Annotated in this window: 12 protein-coding genes; all 12 read right to left on the bottom strand. The window is 37.0% G+C overall.

Features of this window, described 5'->3' with window-relative positions:
* Positions 1-35: 35 nt before the first annotated feature.
* The 12 genes from WMO42_RS02875 to WMO42_RS02820 all read right to left on the bottom strand — a co-directional run bounded on the left by WMO42_RS02875 (position 36) and on the right by WMO42_RS02820 (position 13,839).
* Entirely contained in the window at positions 36-962 is a 927-nt protein-coding gene (locus tag WMO42_RS02875) for an AEC family transporter (RefSeq protein WP_349191523.1), read from the bottom strand.
* Between the two features lie 67 nt (positions 963-1,029).
* Entirely contained in the window at positions 1,030-3,357 is a 2,328-nt protein-coding gene (locus WMO42_RS02870) for a transglutaminase-like domain-containing protein (protein ID WP_349191522.1), read from the bottom strand.
* Entirely contained in the window at positions 3,338-4,408 is a 1,071-nt protein-coding gene (locus WMO42_RS02865; RefSeq protein ID WP_349191520.1) for a DUF58 domain-containing protein, read from the bottom strand. Before WMO42_RS02865 ends, WMO42_RS02870 begins: the two co-directional genes overlap by 20 nt.
* On the bottom strand, positions 4,408-5,358 hold the full coding sequence (locus WMO42_RS02860) for a MoxR family ATPase (protein WP_022503145.1): 951 nt from the start codon (positions 5,356-5,358) through the stop codon (positions 4,408-4,410). Before WMO42_RS02860 ends, WMO42_RS02865 begins: the two co-directional genes overlap by 1 nt.
* 84 nt (positions 5,359-5,442) lie before the next feature.
* Positions 5,443-6,936 (bottom strand): glycerol kinase GlpK, encoded by a 1,494-nt coding sequence (glpK, locus tag WMO42_RS02855; protein ID WP_022503144.1) that lies wholly within the window; start codon positions 6,934-6,936, stop codon positions 5,443-5,445.
* Between the two features lies 1 nt (position 6,937).
* Positions 6,938-7,363 carry a Fe-S cluster assembly sulfur transfer protein SufU gene (gene sufU, locus WMO42_RS02850; protein ID WP_022503143.1) on the bottom strand — a complete coding sequence of 142 codons (426 nt, stop codon included), beginning with the start codon at positions 7,361-7,363 and terminating at the stop codon, positions 6,938-6,940.
* Positions 7,353-8,579, bottom strand: coding sequence for a SufS family cysteine desulfurase (locus WMO42_RS02845; RefSeq protein ID WP_022503142.1), 1,227 nt, complete (start codon positions 8,577-8,579; stop codon positions 7,353-7,355). The genes sufU and WMO42_RS02845 overlap by 11 nt, the downstream gene beginning before the upstream one ends.
* Positions 8,580-8,590: 11 nt before the next feature.
* On the bottom strand, positions 8,591-9,658 hold the full coding sequence (locus WMO42_RS02840; protein ID WP_349191516.1) for a SufD family Fe-S cluster assembly protein: 1,068 nt from the start codon (positions 9,656-9,658) through the stop codon (positions 8,591-8,593).
* 35 nt (positions 9,659-9,693) lie between these two features.
* Positions 9,694-11,100: a Fe-S cluster assembly protein SufB gene (gene sufB / locus WMO42_RS02835; RefSeq protein ID WP_022503140.1), complete on the bottom strand. Its 1,407-nt coding sequence runs from the start codon at positions 11,098-11,100 to the stop codon at positions 9,694-9,696.
* A 47-nt stretch (positions 11,101-11,147) separates the two neighbouring features.
* Positions 11,148-11,897: a Fe-S cluster assembly ATPase SufC gene (sufC, locus tag WMO42_RS02830; protein ID WP_055174952.1), complete on the bottom strand. Its 750-nt coding sequence runs from the start codon at positions 11,895-11,897 to the stop codon at positions 11,148-11,150.
* 80 nt (positions 11,898-11,977) lie between these two features.
* Entirely contained in the window at positions 11,978-12,421 is a 444-nt protein-coding gene (locus WMO42_RS02825; RefSeq protein WP_022503138.1) for an Rrf2 family transcriptional regulator, read from the bottom strand.
* Positions 12,422-12,483: 62 nt separating this feature from the next.
* Positions 12,484-13,839, bottom strand: a complete 1,356-nt coding sequence (locus WMO42_RS02820; RefSeq protein ID WP_022503137.1) for an MATE family efflux transporter — start codon at positions 13,837-13,839, stop codon at positions 12,484-12,486.
* Between the last annotated feature and the right edge of the window lie 48 nt (positions 13,840-13,887).

Here is a 13,887-nt window from a genome sequence, read left to right as displayed (position 1 = left end):
CTCACATAGTTTTAATCCTTTTGCCCCTGGTATCATTATATTAATGTAGTTATAATAAGTGCCACCGCCGGCAGTGTTATTATGCTTATAAATGTAGTAAGCACCACCATCGCCGCCGCAACATCCTCATCATATCCGAATTGCACCGCAAATACAGAAGATATTGATGCACAAGGACACGCCTCAAGAATAATTACAACATCAGCAACCATTACGCTGATATTAAATATTTTAAAAATAGCTATGCACACTACAGGTATAATGAACATTCTGACAATAATTGCAAAATATACAAGCTTATTATTAAACATATTCTTTATTGGGCTTGCCGCAATTATCATACCTGTAATAAACATAGATAATGGCGTGTTAATAGCCGCCGCATAACTTATTGGCTGACTTATAATATCTGGAAGCGGAATTCCTGCAATAAATATTAAAAGTCCAATAAACACTGATATTATAGCTGGTGTTGTGAATATCTTTTTAACAATTGCTTTTAAATCAAAGGTTCTGCTTACAATTGAATATCCAAGTGTCCATAAAAAAATATTGAATGCTGTCACAAAGGCACTTGCATATATAAGTCCCTCACTTCCAAATAGAGCCTGTATCAGAGGAAATCCCATATATGCTGCATTAGAAAACATACAGCCAAATCTTACGATAGGCACATTATCTCCCTTTAACTTAAAAGATAATAAAAATGTTATGGCAAATCCAACAACTAAAAGCAGTATGCTTAATCCCAATGCGTACAATATATTCTTAAAAATATTGTCATCAAATTCTGTCAGATAAGAATTAATTATCATACAAGGCACAACAAAATATACCAGAAGATCAGAAAATGCTTTCCTTCCCTCTATCTTTACTGCACCTGTCTTAACACATATAAATCCAGAAAATATTAATATAAATAATACAATAACCTGTTTTGCCGTTATAAGAGCTAACGTCATATATTTTTCCTCCATTGTTATATATAACATATAATAATGCGAAAGAAATTATTCGTCAATATTAAAGTCAGATATAACAATGTATATATTTGAATACTATTCTTTTTTTCTTCTTTAATTCCTTATAAATTTCTTCCGCCGCTTTTCTGTATAAGACCAATACATTCTTCTTATAATATGACCTGCCTTTATCTGTATCAGCAAAACGTATATACATAATACTATCGTATACATTTTTTGCTTCTTCGTATGTAATATTGCCATAACGTGCCGAAAGCTTATAAGCAAAATCTTCCTCTGTCCCGTTATATCCGGTGAAATCTCCCGCAAAATGCAGCATTTCCATTAATCTTTCATATATATCACACGAACTTAAAGACTGAATTTTCCTGAGCCTGCTTACCCTGTATAACTTAATCCATAATGGCAGCAAGACAATTAATATAACAAGAGTCAGTATTGCTATATATTTAACAACCACTACAGCCACTTTAAAGCCTTTTTTTAATGCCACCTTAACAGCTCCGCTTCTTGTACTTACATAAGTTACATCTTCACTGCTATCACCGCTAATGCTCGCTTTATCGAGTGTCCAGCCGTGTTCACTCATAACGTTGTTAAATGTATTAATATCATAACCCGGATATGAAACTGCACAGCTTCCATCACTTGCTGGCGTAACATCTACAGGAACCCAGCCATAATTATCAATAAATATTTCCGTCCACGCGTGCATTTTTTTATCAGAAACCTCTGCAACATAAGTCGACTGATCAGATTCCTTGAAGTCCTCGGCACTTAATCTGTAACCACATACATATCTTGCCGGAACTCCGTACAGCCTGTACATAATTGTAGCCACCGTTGCATAATGAACGCAGTAACCTCTCTGTGCATTAAACAGAAAATCCTCCGCAATATCTGATGATCCCAACATTACCCCCGGAGTTCTTGTATATCTTGTATTGCTTAGCAGTGTATACATAATAAATGTAGTCTTATCACTTAGTGATGTTAATGGATTAGCCTGAACATATGAAGTCAGCCTTGGAACCAAACTTTTGGATACAGCAGAATAGATTGGAGTCATAGCTGCCTTATACAACTGCTGTACATTTTTATAATCCCGAACTGTTGTATTATATTTTTCATTACTCTTCTCTCTCCATTCAGACTGCATATCTGCCTGTTCAATATATTCAATATTGTATGTTTTCTTTCCGTCATCACCTTTGCTGAAATTCTTAGAACCACTATTGTAATAAGGCTCTATTGTCTGTTTATAATTATCATTAACATATTTAACATCTAATTTTCTGTTTATTTTATTATTGTTAGAGGTCGCAACAATTCCGCTGTTCCTCATATATATATTAATATAATAATACATCTTTTTAAAATATGTTGATGCGTAAACAGGCTGTGATATCGTTTCTTTCTTAAATTCAGTTCTGTCTATATTCTTACATATAGTATCATCATCAGTTGAATCCCAGCTTCCGCCCTTATATTCGCCACCTCTGAAACCGTAAAGATATAAATCCTCTGTTGGCATTTTACTTACCGTAACTGTCATCTGGGTAATTCCAGACTGGTAATTATTGCCTGAACTTATCTCCCCATTAATCTTAACATCAGAACCCTTGCCTGATATTCTCTTTGATGTCTTATAGATAGTCTGCTCTATGCCCGAAATAGAACCATACATATATTCAGAAAATATATTGGTAATAATATCAGCTGCAAAGAAAATAATCACTGTCGCTGCGATACAATATATTATACTTTTCTTATGTATCAACTTTCCGCTTCTTGTTGTATACAGCATTTTCTTACGTCTTCCAAGCACAGCGTAAGACACGCCCACTATAACCTGATGCATAACTATTACAAATATATGAAACAAGCTTACCTCTAATCTTAATATAGGTGAAGCTGCAAGCATTACAACTGTAACCAGTGTCAATATAACACGGTTTTTAAATATAACCTCTAACAGATATATAATATAAATAAGCACGACACTGCTTACAAACACCACATATGTAACATTCTGTGTATTTGCCCGTCCGTCAACCAGTGCCTGCATTATTGATACAGACTGCTCTGATATACGCTGTATATTAAATACAGACAATATAGCTGTTACAGCCACTTCTCCCACTATCACAAATGGCAGAAACTTCCTCTTATTATAATGTGCATAACTTAAAATATACGCATATATTCCTGAGAATAATAATACTCCCACAACTGTAAAGCTGACAGCATCTAATTCATCAACAAATAATATAACCGATAACAGCCCTGTCATTATCCCTGCAAAGGCTATATAAGGATTACCATTATATGTGTCAGAATGTGCCTGCCTTACATTAATACGCATGTTCTTCATATACATTTTCTCCCAATAACTCAGTAACATCAGATGATGTATCTATCTTTATGATATTCTTATCAATATACTCTCCAAGGCTGTATTCCCTGCTAATATCCGTATCATTATTACGACAATTATAATGAAGCCTATATAATATATAATATACATTCTTTAAATCATCATAATCTGATACTGTCTGTTTACATAAAGCTCCAGAATTAAGATCATTCCACAGCACTGATACCTTCGTGTCGTCCTGAATAAAACCCATAACAAGTATAGCTGTCTTATCATAAAAGCTGCTCATACGCTCAATATTATTAATATCATCAGGCAGTGTATCAAGAAGCACAAGTATCTCCCTGTCAACTTGTCCACAGAATTCCTTAATAAGCAGATCTCCTGTTCTTGAACTTAAATTCCAGTGTATGTGCCTGTAAGAATCTCCTGTCTGATATTCCCTTATCTGTCTTATATCATCGTGTGAACTGCCTTTTCTGTTGATATACAACTCTATATTATTATTGCTTTCAAATTGTGAAAAAGCGCCTTCATATATACTGCTTTCAACTTCTGGAAATATCAAAATATTCATTATGCTTAAAGGCTTTATTGTACAATAAAACAAGCCTGTGTAATCATACACTTTCGCTTTAACTATCTTTACATCCGCCATTCCACAATATGGCAGGCTGACAGATAAATCCATATTATCCTTCCTGCCCTTACAGCCTCCGTACAGCTTTACGTTCTTTCGGTATTTCTTGTATTCTTTACCTTTCTTATCACAATATGACACGACTACATCTAATCTGATTTTCGTGATTGGTATTCCTGTTTTATTGCTTACATTAATTCTTAACTGGCAGCCAGAATTCTTTAACTCCTCTGCCAGATTAACATCGAAATCAAATGCAACATTTCTTTTATATATACGAGTTAATATATACATACCTGCTATTAGCAGAAGATTAACAGCTACATAAAGCATAAGTGCAAATGAATGAAATATGCCTGCTACATACCACACAACAGCAAGTATAATAATCAAAAATACACCTGTCATTATGCCTTCTTTCCTACTGCTGGCTTAGCAACTGATTTCAAAATATCATTAATCACTTCTGCCTTGTCTTTACCGTCCATTCTCGCCGCCATATTAAGAATTATTCTGTGTGTTATAACATACTCAAACTGTGCAATAACGTCCGCAGGAACAACATAATCCCTTCCGTTAAGCCAGCTCCACGCCTTACACATCTTTACAAGTGCTATAGTCGCTCTTGGACTTGCACCTCTTTCTATATAACGTGACTTTCTTGTAGCTGTAACAAGATTAACTATATATTTGTATATGCTCTCGTTCATATATACATCATATATTTCATTCTGCATACTTATAAAATCATCTATGCTCACCACTGGTGTCATATCACTTGTCCTGCTCTGCTTTCCTACAGACATAGCCATATCAAGCTCACTTTCATAATCAGGGTAACCGATTGATAAAGTAATCATAAATCTATCCATCTGTGCTTCTGGAAGGCTCTGTGTTCCTGCATTACCAAGCGGATTTTGTGTTGCAATAACAATAAAAGGTTCTGGAACTTCTCTGGTAACGCCCTCAACGCTTACCTTTCTTTCTTCCATAACCTCTAAAAGTGCTGACTGTGTCTTAGGTGATGTTCTGTTAATCTCATCAGCAAGCAGCAGATTACAGAACACGCTTCCCGGCTGATATATGAATTGACCTAAGTCATTTCTGTATACAGAATATCCTGTAAGATCAGACGGCATTACGTCCGGAGTAAACTGCACCCTCTTGCAGTCAAGTGCCATTGCCTTGGAAAATGCTGTCGCAAGTGTTGTCTTACCAACACCCGGAATATCTTCCAAAAGTATATGTCCTCCGGCCAGAAATGCCGCCATAATCTCTCTTATTTGTTTATCTTTTCCTAATATAACATTGTTAACCTGCTCTATTACATTAAGTGCCTTTAGTACATTATTATCCAAAACCTCTTCCTCCCTGATATATATGCTTAAAATTATACACTATATACAATAACAAAGCAAAAACAATATATTTTTTATTCAGTTTTATTCATCTGTATAAGAGATGGCACATTTTACGGCTCTTCTCCAGCCTGCGAGAAGGTTATCCCTGTCTGATGGTGCCATACTGCTCTCAAATGTGGAAGCCAACTGCCAGTTATCTCTTATCTCATTCAGATCCTTAAAGAAACCAACTGCCAGACCAGCAAGATATGCCGCACCAAGTGCAGTAGTTTCTATACACTTAGGACGTCTTATCTTAGCTCCAAGAATGTCTGCCTGAAATTCCATTAGGAAATCATTGGCACTTGCCCCGCCATCTACTTTTAACTCTTTAACTATATGTCCTGTGTCACTTTCCATTGCCTTTAACACATCATATGTCTGATATGCTATTGACTCAAGCGATGCCCTTATAAAATGTTCCTTGTTAGCACCTCTTGATAAGCCTACAACGCAGCCTCTTGCATAAGGATTCCAGTAAGGTGCACCCATTCCCGAAAATGCAGGAACAATATATACTCCATTGGTGTCATTTACCATTCTTGCATAATCTTCTGATTGTGAAGAGCTTCTTATAAGCCTCATCTCATCACGAAGCCATTGTACAATTGCACCGCCTGTAAATACACTTCCCTCAAGTGCATAATGAAGCTGGTCATCACTTCCTGCCGCAATCGTAGTTATAAGACCATGCTTAGACTCCACAGGCTTATCCCCTGTATTCATAAGAAGAAAACAGCCTGTTCCATATGTATTCTTTACTTCTCCCGGCTCAAAACAGCACTGTCCAAAAAGTGCCGCCTGCTGGTCACCTGCCGCACCTGCTATTGCAACATTTCCAGCAAGAACAGAAGGGTCTGTATAACCATATATACAGCTTGAAGGCTTTACCTTAGGAAGCATAACCTCTGGTATATTGAACTTTTCAAGAAGCTCTTTATCCCAGCACCTGTTATGAATATCAAAAAGCATAGTTCTTGAAGCATTAGTATAGTCTGTAACGTGCACCGCACCGCCTGTAAGCTTCCATATAAGCCAGGTATCAACCGTGCCGAATAACAATCTGCCTTCTTCTGCCTTTTTCCTTGCTCCTGCTACATTACTAAGTATCCACGCAATCTTAGTTGCACTAAAATACGCATCTGGCACAAGTCCTGTCTTTGCCTTGATTACATCTGCATAACCATCTTTTACAAGCAGATTAATATCCTTGGCTGTACGTCTGCACTGCCATACAATAGCATTATATACAGGCTCACCTGTTTCTTTATCCCACACAATTGTAGTTTCACGCTGGTTGGTTATTCCAATGCCAGCTATATCCTTAGGCTTAGCACCCACAAGTGCCATAGCCTCAGACATAACCGCATACTGTGTTGACCATATCTCCATTGGATTGTGTTCCACCCAGCCCGGCTTAGGATATATCTGTTCAAATTCCCTCTGTGCCATTGAACAGATATTGCCAGCCTTATCAAATAATATACATCTTGAGCTTGTCGTTCCCTGATCAAGTGCCATAATATACTTTGCCATATTACTCCTTATTTAATGCCTCATCTAATGTATGCCAGCCAAGTACAGCACATTTTACTCTTGCAGGCATATGTGATATATCTTTAAGTGCTGATGCCTCGTCTAATTCTTCAATCTCCTCATCGGTTGCTTCACCCTTAATCATCTTAAAGAATAAATCTCCAAGCTTTAAAGCTTCTTCTTTAGTCTTTCCAATTATCATCCCAAGCATAATATCAGCCGATGCCTGGGATATAGCACAGCCATCTCCAACAAAAGCTCCGTCCTTAATAATACCGTCTTCAACCTTAAGCTTAAGCCATATATCATCACCACAGTTAGGATTTACACCCTCAAGGACGATATTGGCATCTTCTAAGTCGTGTTTAAATTCTGGTCTTATATTATGTTCTGTAAGTATTTCATTATAAAAGCCTCTATTCATCATAACCCATTCTCCTTCTTATGTTAAGCACACTCTCAACAAATGCTTCTGCTTCCTTCTCTGTATTATAGAACATAAAGCTTGCTCTTGTCGCATTATTAACTCCAAGAAATGTAAGCAGTGGCTGTGCACAGTGATGTCCAGCCCTTACATCTATTCCGTCAGAAGATAATATCTCGCTTACATCGTGTGGGTGAACCCCATCTATTGTAAATGCTGCTATTCCTGTATGGTTCTTATAATCATCAGAGCCTAATATATGAATGTACTTATGACCTTTAAGTCCGTTAATAGCAATCTTTGTAAGTTTTTCTTCTTTCTGCTGTATATAGTCAAAGCCTATCTCATTAATGTATTTAATTGCTGCTGCAAGACCAACAGCTCCTGCCGCATTTACCGTTCCTGCCTCGAACTTGTGTGGAAGTTCTGCATAAGTTGCACCATCTCTAGTAACTGAATTAATCATCTCACCACCTGTAAGAAATGGCTGCATATTCTTAAGTATGCTTTCCTTACCATAAAGTACACCAATTCCCATAGGTCCCATAAGCTTATGTCCTGAAAATGCAAGAAAATCAGCATCTAAGTCTTTTACATCAATCTTCATATGTGGTGCACTCTGTGCCGCATCAACAACCATAACAGCACCATTATCGTGTGCTATTTTGGCTATCTTTTTAATTGGATTGACACAGCCTAATACATTGGAAACCTGTGCAACTGCAACGATCTTAGTATTAGCATTAATTCCATCTTTAAGAGTATCATCTTTTAATGTTCCGTCCTTCTCACATTCCAGATATCTTAAAGTTGCACCTGTCACTCTTGCAACCATCTGCCAAGGCAGAAGATTGCTGTGGTGTTCCATTATTGAAACTGCTATTTCATCTCCAGCCTTAAGATTATTAATACCATAGCTATATGCAACAAGGTTAAGGCTTTCTGTTGTATTTCTTGTAAAGATTATCTCCTTATCAGAGTCCGCATTAAGAAACTGTCTTACAACCTCCCTTGCATCCTCATATTCCTTAGTAGCGGCAAGACTTAATGGATAAAAGCCACGGAGAGGATTGGCATTATTAACCTCATAAAATCTGCTTTCAGCATCAATTACGCACTGTGGCTTCTGTGCTGTTGCCGCATTATCAATATATATAGAAGAATTATTATTAAGAAGTGGAAAATCTTTTCTATAATCTTTCTGCTCTTTAATCTCCATTACTGCCTCCATTACTGCAACACTTCTTCAAGCTGCTCCTCTGCAAGCTTTTCTGTGTCCTCGTCATTAATCTTTCTTATAATAACTTCAATTCTTCCTTTAGTCATTATATCCTCAGCGTTCTTCTTATCAATGCCTCTTGAAGCATAATAGAACAATGTTTCCTCATCGAGCTCACCGATTGTAGCTCCGTGTGAACCATTAACATCTTCCTCTGCACAGAGTATAAGAGGTATTGTCTTGTTTCTGACATCTTCGCCAAGTAAAAGTACATTTTCTGTCTCTGCACCAACTGAACCAGAAGAACCATTTTTAAAATCAATAGAACCTCTGAAAAGCTTAGAAGCTTCGTCCTTTAATGCACCATCAACTCTTATCCCGCTGTTAGTCTTCTTTCCAATATGATTAGATATAAGGTTAATATCTATATTCTGCTTCTTAGCACCAAGATATCCAATATCTGCTGTAAATGCAGAATTATTGCCTATAAGCTCCGTCCTTATTCCATCGTAAAGACTGCCCCTGCCTACGAATACCTGAACAATCTCAAATGAGGCATTATCTGAAAGCCTGCATCCTGTATCGCTTAATACATCAATGCTTTCTGGCTGCATATATACCTGAATAAGGCGTACCTTGCTGTTAAGACCTGTATCTATAAGTGTTCTTAATGCTACCCTGCCTTCTGTACTGCTCTCACCTTTAAAGTTCTCAATTATTGTAAATGTAACATTATCCTCTACATTAACTATAATCTTTCCTGACTGGCTCTTATCATTGCCATTGACATTAATATATAATGTCTGGCCGTTAGTTTCTTTATCTGCATTTACAAGTAATGTATTAGTTACGCCTGCTTCAAATAACACATCTGCTTCTTTGCCTGCACCTGTAAGAACTGCATTTTCTATATCACTGTAATCTTTAGCATTAACATCTGAACATACATTATCACAACCTTTTGTATCCATATCACAAGGTACTAAATTATCATCCCATAAAAGACGTGTATCATTCATATTAAGCTGGTACCATGTCTTTGCTGGAAGTGCATTTATTCTATATTCATTATTATTCATAAATTTCTCCATTCCTGCTCATCTTATCAGCACAATTAACCTATACTGCCTTTCATTTCAAGTCTTATGAGATTATTCATTTCAATTGCATATTCAAGTGGAAGCTCCTTAGATACGTTATCTGCAAATCCACTTACGATACAAGCTCTTGCATCTTCCTCTGTCATTCCTCTTGACATAAGATAGAATACTGCTTCATCGCTTATGCTTCCAATCTGTGCTTCGTGTCCGACATCCGCCTTGCTTGTCTTAATATCCATTGCCGGGATTGTATCTGAACGTGATATGCTGTCAAGCATAAGTGACTGACACGATACAGAAGCCTTGGAATTCTCTGCCTTGGAATTAACTATAACTGATGACCTGAATGTACTAATTCCACCATCCTTTGATATTGACTTAGTATTAATATATGAGCTTGTGTTCTTTCCTGTATGGACAACCTTTGCACCTGTATCAAGATTTTGTCCTTTTCCTGCAAATGTAATTCCTGTAAATTCCATTTTAGAATTATCACCCTTAAGAATACTCATAGGATAAAGATATGATACGTGTGAGCCAAATGAGCCTGATACCCACTCAATTGTACCACCTTCCTCAACAATAGCTCTCTTAGTATTAAGGTTATACATATTCTTAGACCAGTTCTCTATAGTTGAATATCTAAGCTTAGCATTCTTTCCTACAAATAGCTCAACACAACCGGCGTGAAGATTGGCTACATTATACTTAGGTGCTGAACACCCCTCTATGAAATGCAAATCAGCTCCCTCATCTACAATAATAAGTGTATGCTCGAACTGTCCGGCTCCCGGTGCATTAAGCCTGAAATATGACTGTAATGGTATCTCAACTGATACTCCCTTTGGAACATATACGAAAGAACCACCAGACCATACTGCACCATGAAGTGCCGCAAACTTATGGTCAGTAGGCTTAACAAGCTTCATAAAATGTGTACGCACCATATCTGCATATTCACCCTTTAACGCACTCTCCATATCTGTATATACAACACCCATCTCAGCAACTTCCTGTCTTACATTGTGATACACAAGCTCTGAATCGTACTGTGCTCCAACACCAGCAAGTGACTTTCTTTCTGCCTGTGGAATACCAAGCTTTTCAAATGTATCCTTAATGTCTTCTGGTACTTCTGACCATTTAGCTTTCATATTAGTATTAGGTCTTACATAAGTTACTATATTGTCCATATTAAGACCTTCTATAGATGGTCCCCAGTCAGGTACTTTCATATTATTATATATCTGTAATGACTCAAGCCTGAAATTCTGCATCCAAGCAGGGTCATTCTTCTCCTTTGAGAGCTTCTCAACTATCTCAGGAGTAAGACCAGCATTTAACTTATATGTGTCCTTATCATCATTCTTGAAATCATATATGTTTCTATCTATATCATCTACATATGTCTTTTCTTTCATAATTCGATGTAAACTCCTTTCATATATCAACGTATGATTATGGCTGACTATTCTGCTTCGTATTCTGCGAAACCATTTTCATTAATCTTATCAACAAGTGAAGCATCACCTGTGCTTATAATCTTCCCCTCAATCATAACGTGTGTATAATCAACTGATAAAGATTCAAGTATTCTTGTGCTGTGTGTAATTATAAGAAGGCTTCCCTTGCATGTCTTCTGGTATTCTTCTATACCTGCTGATACAGTCTTTACAGCATCAACATCAAGTCCTGAATCTGTTTCATCAAGAATTGCAAATGATGGCTTTAACATAAGAAGCTGTAATATCTCTGCCTTCTTCTTCTCACCACCTGAAAAGCCTACATTAAGATCTCTCTCTGCATAAGACTTGTCCATAGATAAAAGCTCCATAGTCTTTTCAAGTTCTTTCTTGAATTCCATATATCTTGTTCTCTTGCCGGTCTTTAATTCAAGGGCATTTCTTATAAATGAACTGAGTGTAACACCCGGAACTTCAAGTGGGTTCTGGAATGATAAGAACATTCCTGCTTTAGCTCTCTCATTAACTGGTTCATCAGTAATATTCTTACCGTCAAACCATATCTCACCACTCTTTACTGTATATCTTGGGTTGCCCATTAAAGCATAGCCAAGTGTTGACTTACCTGTTCCATTAGGTCCCATAAGTACATGTGTTTCACCCTTGCCTATTGAAAGATTAACACCATGAAGAATTTCCTTATCTTCTACATCTACATATAAATCTTTAACATTTAATAAATTCTTATCTGACATAATACTCCTCATTTCTGCACACTCATTTAAACGCAGGACTGCTTTGTGCCAAGTGTGCCAGCACAATGCCGCATATATTATCAGGCATTATATGCCGTCTTATTACCCGCCTTATCAATTGCTGTTGCCGCAACATCTGCGAGTGTCATATTATCAAGATAGTTATTAATTACATCTGCAAGTCCCTGCCATATAGGAAGCGTATAGCAGGAAGACGAATGTTCACACATTAAAGTCTCCTCATTAAGACAGGTTACAGGAGCAAGTGTTCCTTCGGTAAGCTTTAATATCTCACCAACGCTGTAATCCTCTGGCTTTCTTGTTAATCTGTAGCCACCGCCGTGTCCGCTTGCTGCTTCTATAAGATTTGCTTTTGATAACATTCTTGTAATTGTCTCGAGATATTTCTTTGACAATTCTTCTTTATCTGATATCTCCTTTAATGGTATATACTCATCACTATGATGAACTGCAAGATATACCATTACTCTTAGGGCATAACGCCCTTTCGATGATATTATCATTTCCTTGCTTCCTTTCTTATTATCATCTTTTTGTATGATATTATACCCATTCGCCTACCGTGTCAATGGGTGAATGTGAAACATTTTCTTCTGACAATATAATAAGCTGTCATCATAGCAATTCCTGTGATTACCCACGATATTGGATATATAATCATAAGCACCCAGAATACGTGTACAACCTTACATACTGTTGATATCCATATAAGTCTTATAACACACGAACCAACACAGGTAATTACCGCTGGAAGCAGTGAATATCCCAGACCTCGCATAGCTCCTGCGCTTATCTCATATACTGCTGTTAATAATTCCAGCGTTGTTGCAATGATAATTCTCTGCCTCGCAAATACAAGAACATCTGCATCGGTCGTATATATACGAAGAAAGAATTCCCTTCCCATAACAAATATACCCGAAAGAATACCACACGATACAAGCGCAAACACTAAAGATATGCGGAATATTTTCTTACATCTGTTATATTCCCCTGCGCCATAATTCTGGCTTGTAAATGTTACTGCCGCCTGAGCGAACGCATTTACAAGGAAATATGCAAAGAATTCATAATTAAGTGCCGCCGCTGAACCTGCAACTGCACTTGAACCAAAGCTGTTAATTGTGCTCTGTATACACACATTGGCTATTGAGAACATCATTCCCTGAAGTCCTGCCGGAATACCTATAACCAATATTTTCTTTAATTCCTTAACAGATATCTTAAGCTGTCTTAATTCCAGCTTTATAGGCTCTGATTCGTGTGTAAGAATATATATAACCATTGAAGAACTTACTATATTAGAAATAACTGTTGCAATCGCAACTCCTGACACACCTAATCTGAACACTATAACAAGCACAAGATTAAGAAGTGTATTAATAACTCCTGCAACAATAAGACAATAAAGAGGTCTTCTGCTGTCGCCCGTACTTCTAAGAATTGATGAGCCAAAGTCATACAGCATAATAAATGGCATACCTAGAAGATAAATTCTAAGATACAACACGGCAAGGTCAATAACATCCTCCGGTGTTCCCATAAGAAGAAGCACAGGTTTTGCTATGAACTGACCTGCAATCATAACAAAAAATCCGCTTATAATGGCAACAAGTATTGCTGTATGTATTGCGGCGTGTATGTTTTTTTCTGATTTCTCTCCTATATAACGAGCAATAACAACATTTGAACCTAATGATATTCCTATAAAAAGATTAATCATAAGTGATATTAAAGAACTGTTGCTTCCAACAGCCGCCAGTGCCTGACTGCTTGCAAATCTTCCGACTACCGCCGTATCAACAGAGTTAAACAACTGCTGTAATATACTGCTTGCCGCAAGTGGAAGAGCAAACAGAAGTATTTTGTTCCATAAAGCTCCACTTGTCATATCTATCGATTTTTTATTAGATACACTCATATATACCTCCTGTGTGTTTAATATATTTAATCATCTGAATACTTAATA

The sequence above is a fragment of the Lachnospira sp. CLA-JM-H23 genome, from assembly GCF_040096425.1.
GTDB classification, from domain to species: domain Bacteria; phylum Bacillota; class Clostridia; order Lachnospirales; family Lachnospiraceae; genus Lachnospira; species Lachnospira rogosae.
Note: the sequence above shows the minus strand (reverse complement) of the source record. Positions and strands in the feature narration are given on the sequence as shown.

Bases quoted from the DNA above. Each gene is read 5' to 3' on its own strand.
- WMO42_RS02875 (WP_349191523.1), bottom strand. From the start codon at position 962: ATGACGTTAGCTCTTATAACGGCAAAACAGGTTATTGTATTATTTATA.
- WMO42_RS02870 (WP_349191522.1), bottom strand. From the start codon at position 3,357: ATGAAGAACATGCGTATTAATGTAAGGCAGGCACATTCTGACACATAT.
- WMO42_RS02865 (WP_349191520.1), bottom strand. From the start codon at position 4,408: ATGACAGGTGTATTTTTGATTATTATACTTGCTGTTGTGTGGTATGTA.
- glpK (WP_022503144.1), bottom strand. From the start codon at position 6,936: ATGGCAAAGTATATTATGGCACTTGATCAGGGAACGACAAGCTCAAGA.
- sufU (WP_022503143.1), bottom strand. From the start codon at position 7,363: ATGATGAATAGAGGCTTTTATAATGAAATACTTACAGAACATAATATA.
- WMO42_RS02845 (WP_022503142.1), bottom strand. From the start codon at position 8,579: ATGGAGATTAAAGAGCAGAAAGATTATAGAAAAGATTTTCCACTTCTT.
- WMO42_RS02840 (WP_349191516.1), bottom strand. From the start codon at position 9,658: ATGAATAATAATGAATATAGAATAAATGCACTTCCAGCAAAGACATGG.
- sufB (WP_022503140.1), bottom strand. From the start codon at position 11,100: ATGAAAGAAAAGACATATGTAGATGATATAGATAGAAACATATATGAT.
- sufC (WP_055174952.1), bottom strand. From the start codon at position 11,897: ATGTCAGATAAGAATTTATTAAATGTTAAAGATTTATATGTAGATGTA.
- WMO42_RS02825 (WP_022503138.1), bottom strand. From the start codon at position 12,421: ATGATAATATCATCGAAAGGGCGTTATGCCCTAAGAGTAATGGTATAT.
- WMO42_RS02820 (WP_022503137.1), bottom strand. From the start codon at position 13,839: ATGAGTGTATCTAATAAAAAATCGATAGATATGACAAGTGGAGCTTTA.